We start from the raw sequence: 25,210 nt of genomic DNA, 5'->3' as shown, positions 1-25,210 counted from the left end.
CCAATGCGTAAGGCACCGCTCGTTCTTGTTGCCGCCGTTGCACTTTTGGCGGGCTGCTCGTCGTCGGTCGAATCCACCGAATCAAACGCATTCCCGGCATCGACAGCTGATCCCCGCGGCGGAGTTCCGCCGGGCTACCCCCTCGACAAAGATGTGGCGACCCCGTTGGTGATCACCACCCTCGGGCCTGATCCGATTCCGGTAACCGGCACCGACGGAAAGATCCACGTGGCCTATGAGATCCAGCTGTTCAACGTCACACCTCGTCCGGTGACGATCACGGAGGTCGAAACGCTCGCCGACGGGCCGGACGGCGAGGTTGTCACCACGGTGGGAGAAGCGGAGGTGGCGGCACGAACTCTCCAGTTCCCGGCGGCACCCGTTCCCGTCACCGATATTGCCGCGGGGCGCACGGTGGTGCTACTGCTCGATGACGTCTACGACAGTCGTGATGACGTTCCAGCTGAAGTGACGCACCGCATCACGGCTACGCTCGGCGCGGCGACGCCGGGATCGGAAGCGTTTGGCGCGTTGTACCCGGATGTCACTACCCAGATCGGTGGGGCGGTTCGGACGAGTGCGGCGTCGCCGGTTGTGATCGGGCCGCCGGTCGCCGGTGACGGTTGGATCGCCGACAACAGTTGTTGCGTGATGAACGCGCACCGCGGAGTGGTGCTGGCGTTGGGCGGCAGGATGAACGGTGCCGAGCGCTTCGGCATCGATTGGATGCAAACGGGTCAGGACAATGCGGTCGCTGTCGGTGACGGAACTCGTAACGAGGACTACTACGGATACGGCGCCGAACTCCTGGCGGTTGCCGATGGCACGATCGTGACTGTGGTGTCGGACAGACCGGATGTGCCGCCCAAGATTCTTCCCGAGGGCGTCACCTTCGACCAGCTGGCCGGAAACTACGTGATTATCGACATCGGCGACGGAAACTTCGCCTTCTATGCGCACATGATCCCGGGCAGCGTGTCGGTGAAGGTCGGCGACAAAGTCACTCGCGGGCAGGCTATCGGCAAACTCGGTAATTCGGGAAACACGACTGCGCCGCATCTGCACTTTCACCTGTCCCGAGCGCCGCTGCCGCTGTCGGGTGACAACGTCGCGTACGAGATCGATCGGTTCACATTCATCGGGGCCGTAGATGTGGAGGCCGCACCGACCGACGAGGGCATTTTTGTCACTGTCTCAGAGGGACCGAACGCCGGAGAGCGAACGAACCAACTCCCGCTCTATTCCACCCTGGTCAACTTTCGGGCATCCCCTGATGCTCCGAACTGATCGCCGATCATGCATACTGCTTCGCTCGTTCCTGTTGCAGTCGTTGCGATTCCGTCCGGATGCTCGTCATCTCCCGAACCGGTTTTGGATCAACTTGGAGGAAATTACATGATCATCGACATCGGCGGCGGAAACTTCGCTTTCTACGCTCACACGATTCCAGGTAGCACGTCATGAGGACGCTCGCAGCCACAACACTCGCGATTGCGGCGGTAACCTTGACAGCCTGCGCGAGCGGGGAAGCCAGCCAGACCAACTCGGCGTCAACCGAAGTCGCTGCGACACAGGGTTCGTTAGAGTCCGCCGTCCTCCCCATCGTCAATGAGCAGATGGAGGAAATGGGGATACCGGGAGTGGTTGCCGTTGTCGTAAGTCCCGATCGAGGCAGCTACGAGGTTGCGGCGGGTGTTGCGAATATCGACACAAACGAACCCATGAAGGTGGAGAACCACTTTCGGATCGGAAGTATCAGTAAGACGCTGACCGCGACGGTGGTTCTGCAACTGGCACAAGAAGGCAAGTTCGGGCTCGATGATCCACTGGCACCGTACTTTCCGGCGCTTGATACCAACGGGGCGACTATCAGGCAGGCACTCAACATGACGTCGGGTATCCCCACCTATACGCCCGATCAATTCCTCAATGATCTTGCGAACAATCCTGCGCGCGTGTGGACTCCGGAAGAACTCCTCGCAACAACGGTCGGTCAGCCGGCCGAATTTGCGGCAGGAGAGGGCTGGGACTACTCGAACACCAACTACGTGATGCTCGGCCTGATCGCCGAGCAGCACGGCGGTGCCTCACTCGGCGAACTCGTCACGGATCGCATCTTCACCCCTTTGCAGATGACCGGCTGTTCGATGCCCGCACAGGCGGATTCGACGATCCCCGCTCCGTACAGCCACGGTTATCAGTACGGCCCTGCGTGGGACAACCCGAGCCCGCCGGCTCCGAAACCGGATCTGATTGACGTAACGAGCTTCAATCCTTCCTGGGGATTCGGCGCGGGAGAAGCCATCTGCACCGCCGCGGACATGGCGATCTGGGCCCGCGCCCTTGTTGCCGGGGATCTCTTGGACCCCGAAATGCAAGGAGAACGACTCGACTTCGTTACCGAAGGAGCAATGCCCTACGGACTTGGCATCGCAAAGCTCAACGGACTCACCGGGCACCAGGGCCATATCACCGGCTTCCAAACCCAAACGGCGAGTCGCGCGTCCGACGGTACCGTCATCGTTGTTCTGACAAACGTCACGCAGGCACCTGACGGGGAGTTGCCGGCGACCAAGATATCGGAGCTGATCTCGCGGGCGATTCCCGTTCCGGAGAAGTAGTTTCTCAGCCGCTAGAACATCAAGCAGGCTATCGGGGCTCCATCGTCTGCTTGAAGATGTTCAGTCCGTAGTCCATTGCGGCGCCCATGGCGATAGCGAGCTCGTCCGGTTGCACGTCGTGGATCCAGACGAACCGGCTGCGGCCGTCACTGTGAGCGAAGACTTGCATCGATGCATTGTCGTGTGTCGGCGCCATAGTGTCGCCGATGACGGAGTAAGCGAGGCGGCGAGATTGGTCGTCGAGCGCGATGAGCCGTTCACGCGCGATAGTTCCGTCGGCGAAGGTGGCGATTCTGACGTCCGGTTCGTCGAGTCGGCTGTCGGTAACGAAGCCCGGTGCCATCCGGACAGGGCCGTCGGTGAAGTCGCTGATAACCGCCCACACCTCGGCGGGATCGGCATCGATGATGATTTCTTTCTGCACGGAAGCCATGACTGCTCTTTTCGGTAGTGGTGGGAAAATCGATGTCGTACGCGTCGTACTTACCAGCGGTAGTCGCCGAATGTGGCGCGCAAGTCCTCGACGATGAGGTCCGGCTCCTCCATGGCCGCGAAATGGCCTCCACGATCGAACTCGGTCCACCGCACGATGTTGTGATTGCGTTCGGCGATCCGGCGGACCGGGATACCGAGATCCTGCGGCAACACCGCGACAGCGACCGGCACATAGGTATCGGGCTCGGTCTGCCCCCACGTCCCGGCGCCTTCGTAGTAGTAGCGCGCCGACGACCCTGCCGTGCCATTGAGCCAATAGATCATGACGTTGGTCAGCATCGCGTCGCGATCGACGGCATCCTCCGGCACATCGGTCGAGTCGGTCCAGTCCTTGAATCGTTCGACGATCCAAGCCAGTTGCCCCACCGGGGAGTCTGCGAGGGCGTAGGACAGGGTCTGTGGGCGAGTGGCCTGCAGCAGTGCATACGCCCCGAGTTCGTACTGCGCACGCTGCGCCAGTTGCAGTGCCCGCTTCTCGGCGGGGTTGTCGAGGTCAACTGTTTCGGGAGTAACGGTAGCCGAGGCGATCATCGTCACATGCAGCGCCACAACGTGTTCCGGGTCGACCACTGCCAGTTCCCGCGAGATGGCCGCGCCGGTGTCTTCACCGTGCGCGCCATAGCGCTCGTAGCCGAGTCGGTGCATCAGCTCTGCCCAGGCCCGCGCAGCCCGGCTCGTCGACCAGCCGACCGCAGGCCCGGACAAACCGAAGCCGGGGATTGTCGGCACGACGACATCGAACGCGTCCTCGGCTCGTCCGCCGTGTGCGACCGGATCGGTCAGCGGACCGATCACGTCGAGGAACTCCACGATCGATCCCGGCCACCCGTGGGTGAGGATCAGCGGCACGGCGCCGGGCACCACGGACCGGACGTGAATGAAGTGCACATTGTGACCGTCGATTTCGGTGCGGAAGTGGGGGTACGCGTTCAGACGCGCCTCCTGCGCCCGCCAGTCGTACGTGGTGCGCCAATACCGCACCAACTCCTGGGTGTAGTCGAGGGGAATGCCCTGCGCCCAGCCGATTCCGGTGACACCGTCCGGCCAGCGGGTCTCGTCCAAGCGCCGATGCAGGTCATCGAGCTGTGCTTGGGAGACGTCGATGCGGAAGGGAGTGATTGCTTCGCTCATGAAAACCACGCTACGAGGCAATTAGGACAGCTTCTGCCCTAACTGTGGAGGAGAATGGCGATGTGTTGGAAACTTCGGCTCGACTGCTCGAACTCCTGTCACTTCTACAGACGCCCCGGGTATGGGCCGGCTCCGACCTGGCCGAACGTCTCGGCGTCGATGCCAGGACCATCCGCCGCGACATCGACAAACTGCGCACCCTCGGCTATTCGGTCCACGCGGTGGCCGGTACCGCGGGATACCGGCTCGGCGTCGGCACCAAGCTGCCGCCATTGCTGCTGAGCGACGACGAAGCGGTTGCGGTGGTACTCGGGCTGCGCACAGCTGCAGGCGGAACAGTTACCGGTATCGAGGAGAGTTCGCTGCGGGCGCTGGCAAAACTGGAGCAGCTCCTCCCTGCCCGAGTGCGACACCGGGTCTCGGCCTTGCAGGCTGCGACCGTTGCCGTGCCCGCCGGTGCTGCGGTCGTCGACCCGGCGATCCTGACTGCGATTGCCGCCGCGATCCGCGATCACGAACAACTCCGCTTCGACTACCGTACCCACACCGGCGCCGAGATCAGGCGGGTGACCGAACCACATCGGCTCGTCCACACCGGACGGCATTGGTACCTGGTCGGCTGGGACGTGGACAAGAACGATTGGCGAACCTTCCGCGTGGACCGCCTGCACCCACGTGTTCCCAACGGACCCCGCTTCAGCCCGCGCGAGGCATCGGATGTGGAACTGAGCCAGATGATTTCGCACGGAGTCAGCACCGCACCGTATCGCTATCAGGCACGGATCACTCTCGAGGTATCCGCGGCGGTAGCGGCGGATCGCATCCCGCCGACGGTAGGCGTCATCGAGGCGATCGACGACACGCAGTGCCTGCTGCACACGGGTTCGAACTCGCTCGACGAAATTGCCGTCTACACGGCACTTTTCGGATTCGAATTTCACGTCCACGAACCTCCCGAACTCATCGAGCACCTGCGCGCCCTCGCCGACCGCATCTCGGCGTCCATCGGACGCAGCACGGGCGAGTGACACCGAAATCACGCCACGATGAACGACACTGGATCGCGAGGACCGATGAACGACACTGGATCGCGAGGACCGTCGTCAACCTCGATTGACATTCCTGACGAGGGATACCGTGGAGGGGAATTCGACAAACACACACAAGGAGATTCCATGGCACTGTCCAAGACCGCCGTTTCCGCCCTTGCCGCAGGTGGCCTCGTCGGCGGCTATGCCGTCGCCAGGCAGAGCGGCAACCGTCAGCTCGGAGGCGCCGTGCTCGGCGTCGTCGGAGCCGTGTGCGGGACGCACTGGGCACGCACCAGTGGGCCGGCCCGCACCGCAGTACTCGTCGCCACCTACGTGGGCGCGTTCGGCGCCTCGCATCCACTGGCGAAGAAGATCGGCCCCTGGCCATCGGTCGGCGCCGTCGCTGCGGGCACTGCGGTGGCATCCCAGTTGATCAGCAAGTGACACCGCGCGATCCCGGCCCCTGTAGATAGTCCGTCAGAGTGCCCAGGACGGCTTCGAGGTTGGTCCGCCACTGTGGTTGGTCCGGCACTGTGTCAGCAGTGTTCGGACCGCCTTGTAGTCGACGACAGCGAGCGGCAGGTCGTCCGTTGCCCGGATCTCGCGCGGCCGTAGCGTTGCTCGCTCAGTCCCGATTAAGCCTCGCTCGTATCTCGGACATCTTGTCGTTCAACTCGTTCTCGTCGACGATGCCGCGGTCGATGAGGGTGTGTGCAGTACTGATCACCGACCGTGAGTGGACCGGAAACTTGCTGTAAGTGCTTTCACCCAGAGCATCTTCGGTCTGCCGACGGTCCAGGTTGTCCCAGGTGCCGCGCCAAGACAGACATTCGCACGTTGCCTGCATCGATGATTCCCAGGGTTCGGGTCTACGGTCGACGTCCGGCAACGCGCCTTCCCTCCCCTCGCCGGGGGCAAGGGTGCCCAACACAACGTCGTAACCTTCCGTGGTTCTCATGTCCGGCTCCCGGCAGTGGAAGGCGCTTCCGTCGCGGTCCACTCCGCGGAGGGCAACGCGACTCCGATCATGGTGTCGCGAGTGACGATCTTCTCGAGTTGCTCCTCCGTCCACCCCTCGGTACCGGGCGGACGCATAGGCATCACCATGAAACGAGACTTCTGATTCGAATCATGCACGCGTACTTCGATATCGGATGGAAAATGCAATCCGAACTCTGCAAGCACCTCGCGTGGCCGACGAACGAGTCGGCGACGATAGTTCGGCGTTCGATACCAATCGGGAGACATCCCGAGTACCGGCCGGGGGTAGCAGGAGCACAACGTACATACGATGACGTTATGCACCTTCGGCGTATTCTCAAGCACATAAAAATACGTGTAGTCGCTGGGCGTTCCGGTACCGGTCGGATCCGTCCAGTCGATCCCCACCTCTTTACTCGCCTCGGTACCGTTCTCGAGTAGACGCTTCTTGAACTCCGGGTCGGTCCATGCCTTCGCCACCATCCGCGAACCACCCGACGGGCCAATAGATTCCGCCCATTCCGAGAAGCGGCGGTGGTCCTCAGCGGAAAAGAGCCCCTTCTCGATCGAGAGTTCCCGTATCGCGAGTTCAAGCACTTCGAACTCGCTGACCTTGTCTTCCTCCTGGATGGGGGCATGTGCGTCCGAATGAGTGTGTGGATTACTCACGTCATCGTCTCCTAGTCATCCTTCTGAAGAGCCCGGAGCCAACCCTCCGCGCATTCGGTTTCCAACGTGTCGATGTCGAAGCCGGTATAGCGCGGCCAAAGGTCGGTCTGCTTGAAAGAGACCACATAGAACGGCTCCGTTCGGCCGATCTCCAGCCTGTCGAATGCCTCGTCCTCGGGGACCACCCAATCCGGCCGGGTATCGACAATTATTCCTGGCTGATCTCGTACGAATTCCTGTGTGCGAGTGTGGAATATGCTTGTCATATTCTTGACCACTACCCGATCACCGATCTTGAACTTGGCCATTATCTACTCGCTTCCTCGAGGCGCGCGCGAACCTCGTCGATTTTCGCGGACAATTCATCGAGTGATACAAGCCCTTTGTCGACTAGAAATTTTGCCGCCACGGTAGCCCAGCGTGCGTAATACGGAAGCCCGAAATACTGGGTTTCACCGAGATCAACTTCGGCGCGCCGGCGCATCTCGGCATTCCACGGACCGCGCCACGAAAGGCATTCGCACGTGACGTACGTGTTCATCTCCCAGGCTTCCTCCTCCTTTTCGACGTACTCCACAGGAAGGGCGGGCTGACCACCGACATCATGCAAGACGTGGCGCAGTACGTCGTACTGCGCATTCGTGATCGAAGGCGGAGAATCCTGTACCAAGTGGATAGCGGGAGTTATCTTTGCCAAGCCGTCTGTGAGGGCCTGGAATTCCGTGTGCGTGGCCATCGAGATCTCGTTCCGTGTTGATTCACATCATTTCTCAATTCTTCATGCTGAAGATTCAGGTTGACACGTTGCCTCCCAGTGGGATTGGTTCCACCACATTGGGCGTCGACTTGCGTGCCGATCGTTCGGCGAGTTGGGTCAGTACTGCAAATATCAGTCCGAGGGCCAACCACAGAGTTGCCTGGGTGGCGAGCGACGAAACCCTGAACTGCCATAGGAGAGTGGCGGGGAAATCTTGGCCAACTTCATTGATTGACGGCAGGAGGAGATATCCGATCGTGACGACGGCAATAAACGTAATGACCCCGCACACGACTTGAACGGTCCAAAGCCCCTGCCCCTCAGGGTATTGCGCTTCGACTCGCCGCATCGCAGGAATTCTGGCGGCGATTTTGGCGGTAAGGACCGAGATTGCCACGGCAAAAAGCCCGAGCATCACCGCACCCAACCAGAGGAGAGTTCGCTTGTCGAGAGTGTCCGGATCTCCGACAGCCGGCGGATTGGCAGGATATTTGAAGAACGGCACTGCATCGGTTGCGAGCCAGCACAATACAGCAAGGGAGAGAACAAAAGCAGCGCCCGGCAGCTTCGTAAAGCGTCGCAAATAGGTCGCGCCGAGCGCAAATATGGCGCCGAGCGCCAAGCCTGCCAACGTTGTGGCCAGGACGAGGCCGGCTCGCTGACCGCGGCGGTCGACCAGCGGCGCCGTGTCAGTTTGGTGACTGTGTGCGTCGGCAGCAGTTGAGTGCGCATCATGCGCAGGGGCAGTCTGCTCAGCTTCCTCGATCGCGATCGCAGCTTGGACGTGTGACTCGCCGAGGGCAAATGCAACTCCACCCGCGAGGAGTCCGGCAATCAGCCCGGCGATCAACCCACGTACCATCAGGTTCCTGACCGAGCCGACTAATGGCATGGAAGTCCCATCAAGTGCCGTCCGTCATGCATGAGTTCATGCATGTACATTCCGCTACGCGAAATGACGCCGGTATCGAAACCCACCAGGTAGAGAGTGAGAAGAGCGAGCAGAACGACACCGACGATGGCAAGCCCCGCGCCGATTCTGTCGAGTGGACGATCCGGACTGAGAACGAGGGTCATGGTTTCTCCTTGGAAATAGTCCAATCCCGTTGACCTGCGCATAGATCCGTCTACAGGCGCTGCGGCGCCTACTAATACATGCCCCACGCCGGTTCCACCAGCCAGGCCGCGCGGCTGAAATTTTGCGACTGGGAACTCGAGGGCCAAGACCCGTCGGACCTGCTCCAGCCGCTTCGGCTCACCGATCGCAAGACACTAACGACGTTACAGTGTTGGAGTGTCCGAGTCGACAGCTCGATTGCGTCTCAGATCGATAGTGCTTCAGTCCATGCGCTACTTGACTTTTGGCTAGAACCTGCGGTTCGATGCGACGAAATGGAAGCCTAAGTACAGGTGGCCGAGAAAGCTACCAGCACACGCAGATAGTTACAACCTTTGGCCACTGCACCATTGGTCGACCTCCGATCCGAGGGTACCTACTGCTCCGGTAAGCGCGTCAGCATCACGAAGGTTCGGAACGACGAATCCTATTGATCCGAACTTCCTTTCAGCGCTGAGCGCACTACGATCCGAAACATCTCAGTAGTGGCCTACGAGTCAGGTTCGATGCGTTGGTGCGACGATGTTAGGAAATCGTGACACCTCGCGAGCGCGATGCGGGACTCATTAGACTCGTTCCCGCTCCGCAGCGACGGCAACGGCCCGCGCGAACGTGTGGACGAGTACCGCCCGACGCGCGACCTTGTGGTCGTCGCCCGGCTCGAGTTCGTCGATGTACCCGTCCCACACGTGCAGGTATCGGTCACGCCAGTCGATCAGCACCGTCGTCGACGGAAAGGTCGCACCGACTCGTTGCGTCTGCACAATCTCGGTGAGGATCTCGAGCCAGGCCGGCACCATCTCCCCGCCCCACTCGTCCGGCTCCAGCCTCGAATCGTCCTCGAACTCGGCGGTGATGTCATCGACGATTCGGCCTGTCAGTATTCCCAGTCCATCCGCGGCGGTGTCACTGTCGAAGTTTCCCGGGCCCCAGACACCCATATGCCCTCCACTGCCGCTCGCGTCAATTTTCCGGTCGAGCCTATGGCGTCCCTGATGAGAACTCAAGAAGCACCAACTCACCCAACCGCGCATCGGTCCGACATGCTCCAGGTCTCGACTGACTTGAAGAAGCTCTGGACATTCTTCCTGGGACTGCTGACCGGTCGAGACTTCACAGGGCCCGAGATGCGGTTCCGGACGACACTCATCATGGCCTGAATCTCACCTTTGCCGTGGCCGGCCCTACCTACCCTGCGACCCCGTGCGAACGGTTGAATCACAGGGTAGGCAAGACGTTTCGGTCACAGCAACCCATCACATGACGCTGAGTCGCCTAAGGGCCGCACGCCGCAGTCGTCAAAAGCAGCGAGAGTTGCAGGGTTGCGCAAACTAAGCGATGCTTCCGGCCGCGGACGTAACCTGCTGACGCACTCTGCTCCGTTGCGTCTTGCCTGCTTCGTCTCGCAATGGGTAGTCGACACACTCGATCGATCGTGGGAACTTGTATGGCACAACACGTTCGCGCAGATGTGCCAGCAGCTCGTCGTCGCTGACGACGGCAGAGACATTCAGAACTGCATGGATCGTCTGTCCGTAGTCCGTAGAAGGCAATCCCACTACACACGCTGCGGTCACAGCAGGGTGCTCTTCCAATGCACTCTCCACCTCGGCCGGGTAGACATTGGACCCGCCGACCACGATCATGTCGGTTTTTCGGTCGGCCAGATACAGATAACCCTCCTCATCCAATCGGCCCAGATCCCCTACCGTCTCCCAACCATCAGCGCTTTGTTGAGCCGTCGATCCGATGTAGCGATACGGGCCGGCCTCGTTCTCACTGCGACGCATCCACAACTCACCGACCTGGCCTGGCCCGACGGCATTTCCAGCTTCGTCCCGCACTTCGATCTCACCGACGACAACGCGTCCGACCGTTCCCGGCCGCGCGAGCCAACCGTGACCGTCACCGATGACCAGAGAATGCGCTTCGGTCGCTGCAAACAACTCGAGCATCACATCCGGCCCGAAGTAGTCCAGACAGAATTCGCGTAGTGCTTGCGGACAATGCGCAGCCACAGTCATCACGGTACGTAACGACGTGAGGTCTGCGGCGTCTCGCACGGCTTCGGGCAGGGCGGCGATTCGGCTCAACATGGTAGGCACCGAATACATCCAATCGACGCGGTGCCGCCCGACAGCTTCGAGGGCGCTCTGGGCGTCGAATCGTTCCATGACGATCACGTGACAGCCTGTGAGAAGGGCTGCAGCGGTGCTGAACAACGGCCCGTTGTGGGAGAGCGGGCCAGTGGACAACAAGACACTGTTCGGGAGTATCCGAATCAGCGCGCCGAATCTGGCGAGAGCTTCGGTGGTCGCCTCTTCGGTCGACACGATGAGCTTTGGACGCCCTGTGCTCCCGCCGGAGGTGGGTGCCTTCAGGGAGGGGGCGATAGCGTCTGGCAACGGGGAGTCGGACAACTCGTCGGACGGCAAGAAGTCGGCCGGAACGGACAGGTAGCCGGCTTTCGCGGGCATTCCCACGACGAGTGTGGGATCCGCCAGTTCGATGATCGCGTCCAGTTCGCGCGCCGGCAGCCGGTGCGAAATCGGTTGCGGGGTCGCGCCGATCTTCCATACGGCGAGCGTCGATTCCAGAAATCCGACACCGTTCGGCAGAGCGATCGTGACGAACGAGCCCGGACGTGCCCCCATGTCCAGGTATGCCCTGGCGAGCCGGTTGGTACGCGATTCGAGCTCGGCGCGTGTGAGCACTGTTCCGCCGACGGTGATTGCAGGACGGTCGGGTGCTTCCGCGGCAAGTCGTGCCAGGGCAACCCCGATCGGCGTGCGACCACCCTTACCGTGTTCAAGCATTTCCACGACGCTCCAAATGACGGCTGATGGGGAAAGTGACAATGACGCCGATGACAGCAGCAAGCAGACACATGCCGGCAGGCGCGATGGAGCTAGACAATTGTTCGACCAACCAGAACGCGATCAACGGAGTGGTCGCGCCGGCAGTGATAGCACCCAGGTTCCAACCCAAAGCTGAACCGGTGTAGCGATTTTCGGCCTTGAACAGCATGGGCACGCTCGCCAGTACCGGAGCTCCCGCAGCAATCGCACCAGACATCAACGCGATATAGGCAATGAGAACCAGCCAGAGATTGCCTGTCGACATAGCGGCGAAGGCCGGCACCGCGATGATCGCAAAAACGATCATGAAGCCGCGTGTCACCCTCATCAATCCGACACGATCGGCAAGCCGACCAGCCAACAACGCCGCACCGCCGGCAGACAACATGGCCACCACCGCAATCCAGTACACAGCAGTCTTCGGCAACTCGAGAACACGAATCAGATGCACGCTGAGATAGCCCAGCCCGATGTAGGACGTGCCGTTCACAGCGATGCTCGCCACCGTCGTCAATACCAGGCCCCGCGTATCGTCGACCAACAGACTCTTCAGGGATCCCGTTGCATCCTTTTCAGACAGAGTCTCCTCCGACCGCGTGCGCAACCACAGGCAGAACAAGCACATCGGCAAGGTCAGCAGGAACGGAACCCGCCAACCCCACGACGCGAACTGTTCACTCGTCAACCCGAGAGAGACCAAACCGACAACCGCACCAGCGGCGGCGAAACCGACGGTGATACCAAGAGCGCTGGCCGCACCGTACGATCCACGCTTGCTCGCATCCGTGGACTCGGCGATGAACGTCATCGACCCGCCCAGTTCACCACCTGCAGACAACCCTTGGACTGCGCGCAGCAGGACCAACAACAGCGTGGCCCACACCCCGATACTCTCGTACGTCGGCAACAATCCGATTCCCGTACTGGCCAGCCCCATCGCCAACAGGGTTGTCAGCAATGCCTGCTTACGTCCGAAGCGATCACCGATCCGACCGAAGATCAGACCACCGAACGGGCGAAGCAAGAACCCGGTCGCGAACAGCAGCAACGCCGACATCAAAGCCGCTGTCGGATCCGCAGCAGGGAAGAACAACGGTGCAATCGTCACCGCCAGGAAGCCGTAAAGCGAGTAGTCGTAGTACTCGATCACCGTGCCGACGCCACCCGCCCAAGCCGCGCGTCGAGCGCGCGTCTCACTCGGCAACGAGGACGGCCTAACGGGGGCTTCCTGCGTCGCTGTCCGACTGGACACGACGGGAGACTGATTTTCAGTCATCGGGATTCTCCAGAACTCGTCAGAATGGCCCGGTTGTCACTATCACCGAGACCGAGGTCACATCGACCGAGGCCGAGACTGTCAGCGCACAGTTCCGACGGTCAAGCCACCCCAATCATTCGGCGAATGTTTTGTTGCCAGCCACAATTGAACAGCGACCGTCCACGCCGAAGTCCAATGTGCATCGCGAGTCACTCACGCGTCCACAGATACGAATCCGGGCACAACGCGGCTCCCATACGACCCGAGGATCAGTTCTACTTCTCCGCTGGCGGGTGGGTGGACGGCAACTTCGCGACCGCTCGACTGCCGTTCAGTCGCCTTGCCTCGGACGCAAGGTACAGCTCGACGACATCGAGTGGAGCCTTCAAATCTCGCTGCAGCAGATTCATCAGTTTGTTGAGGCGATACCGGACAGTGTTGGGATGGCAGTGCAAGGCAGCGGCGACTGCCTCGGTCGATCCGGCGCTGTCGAACCACGCCCGCAGCGTCCCGATGAGAACGTCCTGCTCCACCGTTGTCATGTCCCGCAAAGCTCCGAAAACATGCTGCTGCAGCCCGTTGGCGAGGTCTGGAGAACTGATGATCAGTGCGGCCACTTGCGCGGCGTCGAAATCAGTCACGATTTGCCGTCCCTCGCGACCGGCGTTACGGGCCAATCGCGCCTGAGTGACTGCCGCTGGGATAGTGCTCAGACCCGTAAAAGGTCGGCTGATACCGACCCGTCCGAGTTCGAGGCGCGCGACGTTCTGGATCAGGCGGCGCCTATCGGTACTGCCATTGAGAGCGATCAACCCGAGATCTGAACGAGATTCCGATTTCCAGACCGACCGGATAGCAAGATCGGCCAAGTCGACCCGCGCACTTTCGGGGGCATCCGTACCGCACATGACCGGATCTGTCGCAAGGACGACGAACGTGCCGGTCGAAGGCATCCGAAGCTGTCCGGCTACCTCTACCAGCGTCTGTTCCGAACCTGGGTCGCCGCTGAACAGCATGTTCAACAGCGATTGGCGTCTGCGATGGTTTCGTTGAAGCTGTTCACAGGCAACGGCCTGATACGCCGCAGCAAGCTCGTGTGCGTACATGTCGAACGCAGCCCACAGGACCGAGGCAGACCCAAGGAGTGCACGGCTTGCAGGCATCGGTCCGAACTCGCCGGAGTCCCGACGGTCCGATTCCTCGCAACCAGAGACAAGTTCCTCCCAGATGTACATGACACCGAGACGGTATGCAGACAAAACGGTTTCCAGCGGGAGTTCTTGCTCTGCCCTGCGGCGGCCGGTGGTGTGCGGAACAGTGAAGGCCAGCACACGGTTCAACCGAACACTGTCGATCAGACCGGCGATGTTGTCACTCACCGCGGCCGCCAGCTGGTCCAGAGGCATCACCATCTCGTAGGCGGTCTCTTGATCGCACAGCTTCGTAGCGATCCGAAGTGCTATTTCGTCTATTCGCGTGTTCATGCCGAGGCATACTTCGACCAGCCGACGGTCTACTGCTTCGCTGCACTCGGCGCCCTGCGTCTCCGCGGAAGTCACGCGGGCACCCACATCAATTTGTGCAGAGGACTCATCGGCACACGATCGCGCCGGGCCGATCCTGATCCTGTCGGGCCGAGGCCGTCGTCAGTACGGTTGCCAGATTCGTCACTAGATTCCCCTGCCAATCGATCGGTTTCCATCGAAAATCCCCTAGCTATCGGTTTGTATCGCATACGATAACAACCGATCGATCGGTAGGAAGGTTAAATCGCAGCATGACGAAGGAGTCTCGCGTGGATGTGTCGGTATGGAAACCGCGACGAGTGGTCGCAGGGCCCGCGGAACTACCAGAGGGTGTAGCACCTGTCGGAACGCGGGGGCGGATACTTCGGGCCGCACTGGCACTCTTCGCCGAATCCGGATACAGCGCGGTATCCATCCGGCGGATCGCCGCCGAGGTCGGAATCACCTCGGCGAGCCTGTACGCGCATTACCGATCCAAGGAACAGATTCTGGCCGAGCTGGTGCTGATCGGACACCGCGAGCTGCATGTACGGCTGACGAGCGCACTGGCAACCGCCGAACCCACAGCGGTGGCCCAGCTGTCCGCATTGGTTCGCGAGCATGTGTTGGTCCACACGGATTTTCCCCTGTTGGCTGTGGTGACGAACTCGGAGTTACACGCGCTACCGGAAGAGCTCGCCGCTCCCGCGTTGGAATTGCGGTCATCATGCAGCAGACTGCTGATCGGCTCGCTCGAACTCGGTGCCGACGCCGGGGTCTTCCGAATCGAGAACCTCCAATTGGGCGCGATAGCCATCGCCGGGATGGCCATGCAGGTGGCGCAGTGGTTCGGGCCGGACGCGCCGTTCGCCCCGAACGAGGTGGCCGACAACTACGTTCGCTACGCCCTCCGCATCGTCGGAGCGGACGAAGGAGCAGTGCAATGACGCGCGCCGTACAGAATGTGGTCGTCGCAACCACCGACGGAGCGGTGCGCGGCAGGACAGACGAGTCGACGGGTGTGGTCTCGTTCAAGGGAATTCCTTATGCGGCTGCACCGGTCGGCGCGCGACGGTTCGCTCCACCCCAGCCATGTCCGCGGTGGGACGGAGTGCGAGACGCGAACGAGTACGGACCCACCGCACCTGCCTCCCCGTATACGTCTCCATACGATGCGCTGATTTCCGAAGTGTTCATCCCTGGCGATGATTACCTGAACCTCAATGTGTGGACACCGGATACATACGGCACGGCGCCGGTGATGGTGTGGATCCACGGTGGTGCGTTCACCAACGGCTCCGGTTCGACCACCGCTTACGACGGCACCGCCTTCGCTCGCGACGGCGTTGTGCTGCTGACCATCAACTACCGACTCGGCGTCGACGGGTTCGGACATCTACACGGGCAGGCCACGAATCTCGGCCTGCGCGACCAAATTGCGGCGTTGCGCTGGGTTCGCGACAATATCGCCGCCTTCGGCGGTGACCCAACGGCTGTAACGGTATTCGGAGAATCCGCAGGCGCGATGAGCATCGGTGCGCTACTCGCCTCCCCACAAGCCGAAGGCCTGTTCCAGCGCGCAATCCTGCAGAGCGGCGCGGCCCACCACACGATACGGCCCGAAACCGCCGAGCTGGTCTCGGCGGAACTAGCTTCCCTGCTGGGGATTTCACCGACCCAGGAAGCCCTCGCCGCTGTGCCCACGGAACGGGTACTGGCCGCGCAGCAACAGTTGCGGGCCGCAGTGTCAGCCGATCCTGATCCGCGACGGTGGGGTGAGGTGACGCGCAACCTCATGCCGTTCGAGCCCGTGGTGGACGGCGAAGTACTCCCGGTCGCGCCGCCCGAAGCGATCACGTCCGGCGCCGGCTGCGACGTCGACGTGCTGATCGGGTGCAACACCGACGAATTCCGCTATTTCCTGGTTCCGGTCGGCGCGATCGACGCGATCACGGCCGAGCTGTCCCACGGCGCGGTCGCAGCGTACGGACTCGACCCCGATGTCGCGCTGCCCGTTTACCGAGAAGCCGATCCGAATGCCGGTCCCGGGGACCTGCTCGCGGCCGTCGGCACCGACTGGTTCTACCGGATACCGGCAATCCGGTTGGCCGAGGCGCATTCCGAGAATGGTCGTGGACGCACCTATCACTACGAATTTGCTTGGAAACCACCTACATTCGACGGCCGACTGGGTGCGTGCCATACCGCAGAGATCCCGTTCGTCTTCGACAACCTCGACCTCGGCGGGTTCGAGAACGTAGTGGGCGCTCGCCCGCCGCAGCAACTGGCAGACACAATGCATGCTGCGTGGATCGCATTCGCAACTCACGGCGACCCTGGCTGGGTGCCGTACACCGTTCGAGACCGAGCGACAATGTGCTTCGACACGACCTCCGCTGTGCGGACGGATCCGCATGCACCGCAACGGCAATTGTGGAGCGGCATCCGGTGACCACCGCTGACCTGTGCGCTCGTCGCCCCGCCGAAGAGCTTGTCTTCGGCGGGGCGACTGCACTGGGCGCAGCGTACAGTTCCACCAGCGCAGGACTTAACCGTCAGCCCGGGATCTGCAGGGCCAGATCGTTGCGGTCGAAGTCCGAGAACTGCTGGGTGTCAGTGCAGTATCCGCAGTTCGCGCCGAAGAACTCGGCGCGGGCGTTCGGATCGTCGAGTAGCCAGTATCGCAGCCACGCCGTGCTCGGTCCGCGCATATCACCGCCGGTGATCGACGTGCCGAAGTGCGGGGCGCCACGCACTTCCAGATACTCGGCGGGCACGTGATCGGCGTCCTCGTACATAGCCCGCACCACCGCCGGCCAGACGATTGCGTCAGCCTCACCGGCGAGATAGAGAACAGGCTCGTCGATGAGGTCGACATCGTTGAGCGGACCTGGCTGGATCGCGACGGCGGTGTCGACGCGGTCATCGATCGCAGCATTGATCGCGGCAGACCCTCCCTGTGAGTGTCCCACCGCACCAATGTGTTCCAAGTCGACCTTGCCGAAGAAGGCGCTCGATGGGCTGGCTGCCTTGCCCGCGATGAGGTCAATTCCCGACCGCATGGTGACGGCGAAGTTGCTCGCCGGGGTATTTGCGGCGACCACGATGAATCCGTGGCTGGCGTAGTGGCGCAACAACGAGGTATACGCACCGGGGAGCACACCGGTTCCGTTCCCCCAGATCACAACAGGGTGCTTCTCGCCTCGTGCGCCGAGCTCACGCGGGTAGTACAGAGTATGTACCAGCCCGATCGAGACGTTCGGCGTGTACGGCCCCTCACCCACCCAGTCGTGCCCGACACTCGGAATACCGGGCGTCTCGGCGGCCGCCGTTCCGGCCGGGCCTGCAAGTCCGAATGTCACGCACAGCGCAACCGTCGCTGCAGCATTCGCGAACAGTTTGAGAGAGTTTCGCATGAAGGTCTACCTTTCGAAGTTGATCGGCACGGTCAGTCGACGAGACTGGACCGCATACGAATCGAGCCCCTGGCTCGCGAACTGTGCCACACCACGCACGCCAGTGCTGCGTGCCGCACGTTTGACGAACCCGCCGGAGATTCCGCCGTCCATGACCGGTCCGGCAAGATCGAATTTGTCGATCCCGGAGTGACGCGTATTACATACTCGCCGGAAAGCGACGGATCGTCGTTGTTCAAGGGAACCGACTATCGGAGAAGTGTTGTGCCTGTACACAAAATCATCGTTCTCGGCGGCCGACCGGTCGCCGATCAGCTCGCCCAGCGCACCCATACGATCGTGGCGGAGACAGTCGCTTTGATATTGCAGAAAGTGCCGTTCTATCGGTTACTGCCGGCAGAAGCGGTACGTAGTGACGTCGCGGCAATCATCCTGTGCAACTTCGAGGCGTTCGTCGCGAGCTTGCGGTCGTCGCAGGCGACAAAGGAGGAGCGATTGGTGCGGATCCGCGAATCGGCGCGGCGGCGGGTAGAGGAACTGGTACCGCTGGCGGAGGTGCTGCACGCGTATCACTTCGCGGTGGAGCACTGGTGGAATTTGATCGGTGACCTCGCCGGACCCGAGGACACCGCCGACCTGTCTCGGGCCGGGGCGCTGCTGCACAAGCACCTGCAGGCAGCCACAACCGCGGTCCTGGCGGGTTACGGCTCTGATCCGGCGCTTCACGGCGAGGACGACCCAGCGCGGCGAGAGTTGTTTCTGGAGTTGACGTCCGGATCGAATGCAACGGGCACGGCGGATCGGTTCGGCGTCAATCTTCCGCGCCGGTACTGGGTGCTGTCGCTCCACGTCGGACCTCACCCTGACGAGCGATCAGCCGATATCGACGCTGTAGTAGCAGAACGCCGGAAGGTACGGCGATTGCAACGCGAACTGGACAACATCGGCCGCGACCACACGTTGAGTGTGCTCACCGGCACCGGCGGCGGTGTCCTGATCCCGATTCTCGAGCCCGGTGCGGGAGTGGACGACTGGCAGAACTGCCCTCAGTACGCGCAACTGAACCGGAACATGCGGGACATGGAACGGACAATCGGAGCTCAGGTCTTGGCGGCAGTATCGGTGGCCGCGCCACCGGAAGTGGCACTAGCGTACAAACAGACCCAGGAGCTACTCGACGTCGCCCGTCGCTGCGGGCACGGCAACGGCACCGTGCGACTCCGAGACCTTGCGCTCGAATATCACCTGACCCGACCGAGCGCAGCGACGCCGTTGCTCGCAGACCTTCTGTCGCCGTTGGAATTCCACCCGGTCTTGCTCGAGACCCTGGAGTCGTACCTCGATGCGGGGTGCGACAAGTCTGCCGCGGCTGCTGCGTTGCACGTGCATCCGAACACGGTGGTCTACAGGCTGCGGAAGGTTGCCACACTCACCGGCTTGGACGTCGGCACAGCACCGGACCTGATGCGGCTCCTTGCGGCAGTGGCGGCGCGGCGGGTGGTGGATGTGGCCCAGGTGGCTCGAGCCTCGAACGACGTAGGTTCGCCTCGACGACGACGCATCGATCAGGTCTCAGCTTCCAATGACGCGCGGCGTCTTCCACTGCTCTGCGAGATCTGTACGGCCGACAGTATGGGACCGACGTAAGTACACGGACGGTCCGCGCCTTTTCGAAAACGAGTCACAGAGCGCGAGTCAGTTCCAGTTCGTAGGGGATTCCTGAAACGCCTCGATGGAAAGAATGGCGAAGCGCGCTGTCGCCTCTCGGCCTGGGGGGCGTCGATGACAGTCCTCGCCCCGCGAGCAGGACGAGCACAAGGTCGTCGATAACGAAGTCGCGGCGCAGCTGGCCGGCCGCTCGAGCCCGTCCCGCCAGTTCTGCGAGCATCCGGAGCAGCGAAGCGCGATGAGCGGAGAAGGTATCGATCTCTGTGCTCGCGGACATGAACGCGTCCACGAACCCTTGGTTCCGGACGTCGATCATGCTGCTCCGCTCGATGGCCGAACAGAACGCTTGCCACGGATCGGGATCGGCGCAGCCGTCGTCCACTATGGCCAGATTCCACCGAGTGATCCGATGACATGCCCTTCGACAGCACCGGAACCGTAAGGCAGAGTCCGCCTATTCAAGACCGCGGCATGATCGGTGACCGGCCTTCGAACGAAGCGCTCCACTCTGTTGTCCTCAAGCCCCGCTCTGGCACGAACCGACGCGCCTCATAATCCGATTGCCGTGGGTGTCGCGTCACCCCTTGTGCGATGCACCTGGGTCGCGTAGGTTCCATGTGATCTTAACCACGTACGGATGTACGCATATATGGACGATCTTAAGGGGCAATCTGTGAGCGGATCAGTGTTAAGTCAAGATGCGCGGCCGAGAACCGAGAACACGGACCAGCGGGGGTCGATACAAGTACGAATCGAAGGGCTGGTGAAATCTTTTGGCTCCAAAAAAGATTCGGTGACGATTCTCGATGATATTTCGCTAGACGTGCAGCGCGGTGAGCTCTTGGTATTGCTGGGCCCGAGCGGTTGCGGAAAGACAACTCTACTCAGATGCCTCGTCGGTCTCGAACGCCCGGATTCCGGCCGAATCGCACTCGGGGATTCGACGGTCATGGACGCTTCCGATCGGGTTTTCGTTCCCCCCAACAAACGCGACGTTGGGATGGTCTTCCAGAACTACGCCCTGTGGCCTCACATGAAGATTGCAGACAATGTCGCGTATCCATTGAAGTCTCGAAAAATGCGCCGTGAGTTGGCCTCTGGCCGAGTGAAAGAGGTGCTGGATGTGGTTCAGTGCTCGCACTTGGCCGATCGATACCCGCCGCAACTCAGTGGAGGACAACAGCAGCGAGTCTCGTTGGCGAGAGCATTGGCGGTGCGTCCGGCGCTGATGTTGCTGGACGAACCGCTGAGCAATCTGGATGCATTACTTCGGATCGATCTACGCACACAGATGCGCATGCTTCATCGGCAACTGAAGTTCACTGCCGTCTACGTCACCCATGACCAGGAGGAGGCAATGGCTCTCGGTACGAGGGTTGCCGTGATGAAGGCGGGAAAGTTCGAACAGATCGGCACCCCTGACGAGGTTTATCGATACCCGGCAACAGAATATGTTGCCGACTTTCTCGGCGCACGAAACACATTCGATATCTCGGTCTCCGATGGTCTCGTCGATATCGCTGACACGAAATTCGTCGGGGTCGCGGCTGCGGACGTTTCCGGGACGCACACGCTTCGTTTCAGAGATGGCGACCTAGCCGTTCGAGGGGCTGGGGAGAACATTGCGCAAGATGACCAGACCCTGTGGATTCCGAATGCGATCTTGGAGGAAGTGTTGCCGTCGGGCGAGTTCGTCGAGCACGTAGTCCGTATCGATGATCGACGGATTTACATCAAAGTGCTTGCCAAGCAATCAAATCTACGGCCTGGACAGCTCGTCGACGTAGGTTTCGATCCTTCAGGGTCACTCTGCTACGACTCCGACGGTCGCCTTGTCCGCCACTGGACCTCCCTGTAGCCCCAACCTCGTCACCTCAGAACGGAAGATGTCGATGCAACTATTGGACGAGCCAGAGATCTCGGCGCCGCCACCGCAGCAGGTACCAACTCCTCGGAGAGGGTGGCCAGCAACCCCGTGGTTGAGCCAGATAGGTTGGATACTGCTGGTCGTGGCGCTGGCGGCGGCGGTTCTACTTCCCCTCATTCCGCTTCAATTACGAGCATGGGCCGACGGTGGCGATGGGTTCCGTCGGTTCGCCTCCATGCCGAACCTGGGGAAGATACTCTTCACCACTCTCCAACTCGGCGTCGGAGCTCTCGTAGTCGGCATGGTCATCGGCACGATACTTGCATTGTGCACGTACACGATGTCGCCGAAGGCGCGTTCGTTCCTCGAATTCACCCCCGTGCTTCCGATGATCGTTCCTGCCGTGGCTCATGTGGTCGGCTTTGTCTTCCTCTTTTCGCCCGACAACGGCTACGTGAACATGCTGCTGCGCGCCACCCCGTTCTTCGACGACGCAGAGACTGGCCCGATCAACGTGTACACCACTCAGTGGATCATCTTCTACACCGGAACACATTTGGCCTCATTCGTGTACATGTTCATTTACACCGGTCTGCGAAACCTCGGATCCGGATACACACTTGCAGCCCGAGTGAACGGTGCCAGCGCTGTGAGGGCATTGTTCACCGTCACCTTGCCTCTGCTCAGGCCCTCGTTCGTCTACGCCGGGATCATGGTTTTCCTTCTTGCTCTCGGGCAGTTCACCGGACCGTTGATTCTCGGAAGCCGCGAGGGCGTCACCGTACTGACGACGCGAATGTACGATGTCAGCTCCGAGCACCCGATTGACTACGCATTGGCTGCGGCGATGGGTTCTCCGTTAATCGTCTTAGCCATTTTCTTGATCATTTTTCAACGAAAAATGCTGGGAAATCAGAACCGTTTCGTCGGCGAAGGTACGTCCTCGATCGATCACCGCACTATCAATCCTTGGCTGAGCAAGCTATCGGCCTCGGTGGTGATCGCGTATGTCACCGTTGCAGCTGTTCTTCCGATCTTGGCCCTCGTATATGTGGCTTTGTCTCCGTATTGGAGTGGATCGTTCAATTTGGATGGGTTGACGCTGACAAATTTCAGCACCGTCCTCTCCGATGTGAAGGTGTCCAATGCGATTGTCACGACTCTGACCGTGTCGGTCATCGGAGTTGCAATAGTTATTCCTATCGGAATGCTGATTGCGCTGGGGATCTACAACCGCGACCGATTGCCGAAGCTGGTGGGAGGCCTGCTGGACGTCCTCGCGAATCTGCCCCTGACCGTCCCGGCTGCGCTTCTGGGCTTCGGGTTTCTCTTCTCGATGGCCTCACCTGAGGTGGGGCTGTACGGCACCAGCATCAGCTTGATACTGGCCTACATAATCATCATGATTCCCTATTCTGTGCGATACCAGTCCGCAACTCTCGTCGCCATGGGCAGACAAACGGTCGAGGCGTCCCAAGTCGCCGGAGCCGGGCCTATACGTACTTTCCTCATGGTCATCCTCCCGTTGGCTCGCGCAGGGATCGTGTCTTCGGCCGCGATCATGTTCGTTCTGCTCTCGCATGAATTCGCGGTGTCGCTACTACTGCGATCTCCCGGAACCAATGTTCTGTCGGTTGTCCTCTACGACGAGTACAACAGCGGGACCTACCCCCGAGTGGCGGTTATCGCGCTGTTGATGACTGTCGTGACGGCGGTCGGTGTCATCGTGGCCATGTTGTTCGGTGGCCGGCGAGCTTTGGAAAAGCTTTGATGCGGCATTCACTACGACATACCGGAGGACGAAAATGAAACAGTCCCGGCGTTACACGCGCCTCATTGGTGGAGTAGCCGTTGCCGTCATTGCAATCGGGTCTGCAGTTGGTTGTGGCCGCTCCGAAGTAGCCACGCCGGTTTTGAACGGAACATGGGGCGAGGTGGTTTCGGCAGCCCAGAACGAGGGCCGCATCGTACTGTTCAACGGAACCGATCGCGCTCCTGCACAACGGGTTTCGGAAGCATTCAACGAAAAGTATCCGAACATCGAAGTCCAGATCGAACAGGGCACGAAGGACATGTTGGCCCGCGTGTCCGCACAGATAGACACGGGTATCGACGGCGCCGACGTATTCCTGACCTCCGACGAATCCTTCTTCACCAGTCGCCCGGACGAATTCCTTCCGACGGTCGGCCCTGGTGTCGAAGGCATCTATCCGGAATCGTGGGTTGTGGAGGGCGCAGTCGCCAACTTCAGTGCGTCCCCGTACTCAACTTTCGTGTGGAATACCGACCGATACCCCCAAGGGATCGACGACTGGGACGACTTCCTCGATCCCGACCTGAAAGGTTCTCTGGCGATACGCGGCAACTCGACACGCAGTTCCATCGGCTTCATCGAGTTTCTGGAAAGCCAGTTCGGCCCCGACTACCTTCAGGCAATCGGCAATCAGGATCCGAAACTGTATCCGTCCGCACAACCTATCGTTCAGGCCGTCGCTGCAGGCGAGGCCAAGGCCTCCATGATCGCCATTCCGTCATCGGTGCAGGATCTGAAAGAAGCCGGCGCGCCCATCGACTACCACATTCCCGACGAAGGGTTCGGGCTTGAACACCAAGCGGGCGCCCTGACCAGCGCACATCGCCCCAACGCCGCCATGGTGTTCGTCGATTTTCTGCTCTCACCCGAAGGGCAGGCTGCATGGATAGGATCCGGATTGGGATCTGTAGCCCGTGACGGTGTCCCGCGCGCACTCGATCTGAGCCGATACACAATGCTCGATGCGTCGAAGTACTCCAGTTCTGATGTGTCCGCGTGGCAAGCCAGAATTGCGTCGATCTTCCATCAGTGACCACCACATAGGCCCTCGGGTGTCCGCCTGGACGCGCGTGAATGTTGCGGTCGTGGCATGTGTTGTGCCACGAGCATTCTGCTCGCGGCGCAACACATGCCACGGTGATCAGTCGTACGCGTAAAAGCCTCGACCGGTCTTCTTACCCAGTCGACCGGCATCGACCATTCTCTTCAACAGCACGGGCGCTGCAAACTGAGTTTCAGCGAATTCCGTGTACAGAGACTCTGCAATTGCCAGGACTACGTCCAGGCCGATCGTGTCCGTCAAGGTCAGTGGCCCCATGGGATACCCGCAACCCCCCTTCATCGCTGCATCGACGTCGTCAGCGGACGCATATCCGGATTCGACCATTCGTATCGCCGCGCAAAGATAGGGGATGAGCAGTGCGTTCACGATGAAGCCTGCCCTGTCACCTGCGTGTACTACGGTCTTGCGAAGCTTCGTGGCGACGAAGTCGCTGATCTGCTGCACGACATCAGGGCTGGTTATCAACGAGGGAATAACCTCGACGAGAGGCATAGCCGGTACCGGGTTGAAGAAATGTACCCCGACCACGCGCTCGGAATGCCAACAGTTCTTCCCCACCCTCGCGATCGGAATCGATGAGGTGTTGGTTGCCAGGATGGCCGAAGATGCCACGATCCCATCGAGCTGCTCGAAGATCGAGTTCTTGACTACTTCGTTTTCCGATGCAGCTTCGATGACCAACTCGCGGTCTGCCAAGTCTGCGATGGCCGTGGTGACATGTACGCGCGACATCGATTCCAGAGCGATGGTCTCATCGATACGGCCCGTGGCAGCCTTGCGTGCGAGGGAGCCCGAGATGCGCTGACGCGAGGCCTCGGCAACATCGTCCGATGTTTCGAGCAACAGTACCTCTGTGCCCGACACCGCACACACCTCCGCGATACCGGCGCCCATGGTGCCGCCGCCAACAATCCCGATCTTGTGCATCGTCACATTCCTTGTCTTGTACATTGCAGTGGT

The 25,210-nt window shown here is 60.9% G+C and carries 26 protein-coding genes; 10 read left to right on the top strand and 16 right to left on the bottom strand.

Annotated elements, in window-relative coordinates; genetic code table 11:
• The first annotated feature begins 3 nt into the window (after nucleotides 1-3).
• Both ACFRFQ_RS14150 and ACFRFQ_RS14145 read left to right on the top strand, forming a co-directional pair.
• Nucleotides 4-1,287: a M23 family metallopeptidase gene (locus ACFRFQ_RS14150; RefSeq protein WP_378658429.1), complete on the top strand. Its 1,284-nt coding sequence runs from the start codon at nucleotides 4-6 to the stop codon at nucleotides 1,285-1,287.
• Nucleotides 1,288-1,460: 173 nt separating this feature from the next.
• Nucleotides 1,461-2,621: a serine hydrolase domain-containing protein gene (locus tag ACFRFQ_RS14145; RefSeq protein WP_378658426.1), complete on the top strand. Its 1,161-nt coding sequence runs from the start codon at nucleotides 1,461-1,463 to the stop codon at nucleotides 2,619-2,621.
• Between the two features lie 28 nt (nucleotides 2,622-2,649).
• On the opposite strand, the gene ACFRFQ_RS14140 is transcribed toward ACFRFQ_RS14145, so the two are convergent.
• Nucleotides 2,650-3,054 (bottom strand): SRPBCC family protein, encoded by a 405-nt coding sequence (locus ACFRFQ_RS14140; RefSeq protein WP_378658423.1) that lies wholly within the window; start codon nucleotides 3,052-3,054, stop codon nucleotides 2,650-2,652.
• Nucleotides 3,055-3,104: 50 nt separating this feature from the next.
• Nucleotides 3,105-4,247 (bottom strand): epoxide hydrolase family protein, encoded by a 1,143-nt coding sequence (locus ACFRFQ_RS14135; RefSeq protein WP_378658420.1) that lies wholly within the window; start codon nucleotides 4,245-4,247, stop codon nucleotides 3,105-3,107.
• A gap of 62 nt (nucleotides 4,248-4,309) precedes the next feature.
• On the opposite strand from ACFRFQ_RS14135, the gene ACFRFQ_RS14130 reads away from it, so the two are divergent.
• On the top strand, nucleotides 4,310-5,275 hold the full coding sequence (locus tag ACFRFQ_RS14130; protein WP_378658417.1) for a helix-turn-helix transcriptional regulator: 966 nt from the start codon (nucleotides 4,310-4,312) through the stop codon (nucleotides 5,273-5,275).
• 147 nt (nucleotides 5,276-5,422) lie between these two features.
• Complete coding sequence (locus tag ACFRFQ_RS14125; RefSeq protein WP_378658415.1) at nucleotides 5,423-5,722, top strand: hypothetical protein; 300 nt, start codon at nucleotides 5,423-5,425, stop codon at nucleotides 5,720-5,722.
• Nucleotides 5,723-5,903: 181 nt separating this feature from the next.
• On the opposite strand, the gene ACFRFQ_RS14120 is transcribed toward ACFRFQ_RS14125, so the two are convergent.
• The 10 genes from ACFRFQ_RS14120 to ACFRFQ_RS14075 form a co-directional block, all read right to left on the bottom strand.
• A complete protein-coding gene (locus ACFRFQ_RS14120; RefSeq protein ID WP_378658412.1) occupies nucleotides 5,904-6,236 on the bottom strand; it encodes a ScnB in 333 nt (110 codons plus the stop codon).
• Nucleotides 6,233-6,928 carry a thiocyanate hydrolase subunit gamma gene (gene scnC, locus ACFRFQ_RS14115; protein WP_378658409.1) on the bottom strand — a complete coding sequence of 232 codons (696 nt, stop codon included), beginning with the start codon at nucleotides 6,926-6,928 and terminating at the stop codon, nucleotides 6,233-6,235. Before scnC ends, ACFRFQ_RS14120 begins: the two co-directional genes overlap by 4 nt.
• A gap of 11 nt (nucleotides 6,929-6,939) precedes the next feature.
• A complete protein-coding gene (locus ACFRFQ_RS14110) occupies nucleotides 6,940-7,236 on the bottom strand; it encodes an SH3-like domain-containing protein (RefSeq protein WP_378658406.1) in 297 nt (98 codons plus the stop codon).
• Nucleotides 7,236-7,664, bottom strand: coding sequence for a hypothetical protein (locus tag ACFRFQ_RS14105; protein ID WP_378658404.1), 429 nt, complete (start codon nucleotides 7,662-7,664; stop codon nucleotides 7,236-7,238). Before ACFRFQ_RS14105 ends, ACFRFQ_RS14110 begins: the two co-directional genes overlap by 1 nt.
• 55 nt (nucleotides 7,665-7,719) lie before the next feature.
• A complete protein-coding gene (locus ACFRFQ_RS14100; RefSeq protein WP_378658401.1) occupies nucleotides 7,720-8,577 on the bottom strand; it encodes a CbtA family protein in 858 nt (285 codons plus the stop codon).
• The gene (locus ACFRFQ_RS14095) at nucleotides 8,568-8,762 is read right to left on the bottom strand and encodes a CbtB-domain containing protein (protein ID WP_378658398.1); all 195 of its coding nucleotides are present in this window, start codon (nucleotides 8,760-8,762) and stop codon (nucleotides 8,568-8,570) included. Before ACFRFQ_RS14095 ends, ACFRFQ_RS14100 begins: the two co-directional genes overlap by 10 nt.
• Nucleotides 8,763-9,368: 606 nt before the next feature.
• Nucleotides 9,369-9,743: a DUF4259 domain-containing protein gene (locus tag ACFRFQ_RS14090; protein ID WP_378658396.1), complete on the bottom strand. Its 375-nt coding sequence runs from the start codon at nucleotides 9,741-9,743 to the stop codon at nucleotides 9,369-9,371.
• Between the two features lie 390 nt (nucleotides 9,744-10,133).
• The gene (locus tag ACFRFQ_RS14085; RefSeq protein ID WP_378658393.1) at nucleotides 10,134-11,618 is read right to left on the bottom strand and encodes an AMP-binding protein; all 1,485 of its coding nucleotides are present in this window, start codon (nucleotides 11,616-11,618) and stop codon (nucleotides 10,134-10,136) included.
• Nucleotides 11,611-12,936: an MFS transporter gene (locus ACFRFQ_RS14080; RefSeq protein WP_378658390.1), complete on the bottom strand. Its 1,326-nt coding sequence runs from the start codon at nucleotides 12,934-12,936 to the stop codon at nucleotides 11,611-11,613. Before ACFRFQ_RS14080 ends, ACFRFQ_RS14085 begins: the two co-directional genes overlap by 8 nt.
• A 257-nt stretch (nucleotides 12,937-13,193) precedes the next feature.
• Nucleotides 13,194-14,477: a PucR family transcriptional regulator gene (locus ACFRFQ_RS14075; RefSeq protein WP_378658387.1), complete on the bottom strand. Its 1,284-nt coding sequence runs from the start codon at nucleotides 14,475-14,477 to the stop codon at nucleotides 13,194-13,196.
• 236 nt (nucleotides 14,478-14,713) lie between these two features.
• Between ACFRFQ_RS14075 and ACFRFQ_RS14070 the strand changes: the two genes are divergently transcribed.
• Together ACFRFQ_RS14070 and ACFRFQ_RS14065 are read left to right on the top strand one after the other, a co-directional pair.
• Nucleotides 14,714-15,370, top strand: a complete 657-nt coding sequence (locus ACFRFQ_RS14070; RefSeq protein WP_378658385.1) for a TetR/AcrR family transcriptional regulator — start codon at nucleotides 14,714-14,716, stop codon at nucleotides 15,368-15,370.
• Nucleotides 15,367-16,875: a carboxylesterase/lipase family protein gene (locus ACFRFQ_RS14065; RefSeq protein WP_378658382.1), complete on the top strand. Its 1,509-nt coding sequence runs from the start codon at nucleotides 15,367-15,369 to the stop codon at nucleotides 16,873-16,875. The genes ACFRFQ_RS14070 and ACFRFQ_RS14065 overlap by 4 nt, the downstream gene beginning before the upstream one ends.
• A 103-nt stretch (nucleotides 16,876-16,978) precedes the next feature.
• On the opposite strand, the gene ACFRFQ_RS14060 is transcribed toward ACFRFQ_RS14065, so the two are convergent.
• Together ACFRFQ_RS14060 and ACFRFQ_RS14055 are read right to left on the bottom strand one after the other, a co-directional pair.
• Nucleotides 16,979-17,839, bottom strand: a complete 861-nt coding sequence (locus ACFRFQ_RS14060) for an alpha/beta hydrolase family protein (RefSeq protein WP_378658379.1) — start codon at nucleotides 17,837-17,839, stop codon at nucleotides 16,979-16,981.
• 6 nt (nucleotides 17,840-17,845) lie between these two features.
• Nucleotides 17,846-17,992, bottom strand: coding sequence for a hypothetical protein (locus tag ACFRFQ_RS14055; RefSeq protein ID WP_378658377.1), 147 nt, complete (start codon nucleotides 17,990-17,992; stop codon nucleotides 17,846-17,848).
• 111 nt (nucleotides 17,993-18,103) lie between these two features.
• Here ACFRFQ_RS14055 and ACFRFQ_RS14050 point away from each other — a divergent pair, with 111 nt between their 5' ends.
• Complete coding sequence (locus tag ACFRFQ_RS14050) at nucleotides 18,104-19,486, top strand: PucR family transcriptional regulator (RefSeq protein ID WP_378658375.1); 1,383 nt, start codon at nucleotides 18,104-18,106, stop codon at nucleotides 19,484-19,486.
• Between the two features lie 34 nt (nucleotides 19,487-19,520).
• On the opposite strand, the gene ACFRFQ_RS14045 is transcribed toward ACFRFQ_RS14050, so the two are convergent.
• Nucleotides 19,521-19,889 (bottom strand): hypothetical protein, encoded by a 369-nt coding sequence (locus ACFRFQ_RS14045; protein ID WP_378658372.1) that lies wholly within the window; start codon nucleotides 19,887-19,889, stop codon nucleotides 19,521-19,523.
• 411 nt (nucleotides 19,890-20,300) lie between these two features.
• On the opposite strand from ACFRFQ_RS14045, the gene ACFRFQ_RS14040 reads away from it, so the two are divergent.
• From ACFRFQ_RS14040 to ACFRFQ_RS14030, 3 genes are all read left to right on the top strand, one after another.
• Nucleotides 20,301-21,365 carry an ABC transporter ATP-binding protein gene (locus tag ACFRFQ_RS14040; RefSeq protein ID WP_378658369.1) on the top strand — a complete coding sequence of 355 codons (1,065 nt, stop codon included), beginning with the start codon at nucleotides 20,301-20,303 and terminating at the stop codon, nucleotides 21,363-21,365.
• 151 nt (nucleotides 21,366-21,516) lie between these two features.
• Nucleotides 21,517-23,145 carry an ABC transporter permease gene (locus ACFRFQ_RS14035; RefSeq protein ID WP_378658366.1) on the top strand — a complete coding sequence of 543 codons (1,629 nt, stop codon included), beginning with the start codon at nucleotides 21,517-21,519 and terminating at the stop codon, nucleotides 23,143-23,145.
• 34 nt (nucleotides 23,146-23,179) lie between these two features.
• Complete coding sequence (locus ACFRFQ_RS14030; protein WP_378658363.1) at nucleotides 23,180-24,220, top strand: ABC transporter substrate-binding protein; 1,041 nt, start codon at nucleotides 23,180-23,182, stop codon at nucleotides 24,218-24,220.
• Between the two features lie 108 nt (nucleotides 24,221-24,328).
• Here ACFRFQ_RS14030 and ACFRFQ_RS14025 read toward each other — a convergent pair whose 3' ends face one another.
• Nucleotides 24,329-25,177: a 3-hydroxybutyryl-CoA dehydrogenase gene (locus tag ACFRFQ_RS14025; protein ID WP_378658361.1), complete on the bottom strand. Its 849-nt coding sequence runs from the start codon at nucleotides 25,175-25,177 to the stop codon at nucleotides 24,329-24,331.
• Between the last annotated feature and the right edge of the window lie 33 nt (nucleotides 25,178-25,210).

The sequence above is a fragment of the Rhodococcus sp. NPDC056743 genome (assembly GCF_042790355.1).
Lineage (GTDB): Bacteria > Actinomycetota > Actinomycetes > Mycobacteriales > Mycobacteriaceae > Rhodococcus_F.
Note: the sequence above shows the minus strand (reverse complement) of the source record. Positions and strands in the feature narration are given on the sequence as shown.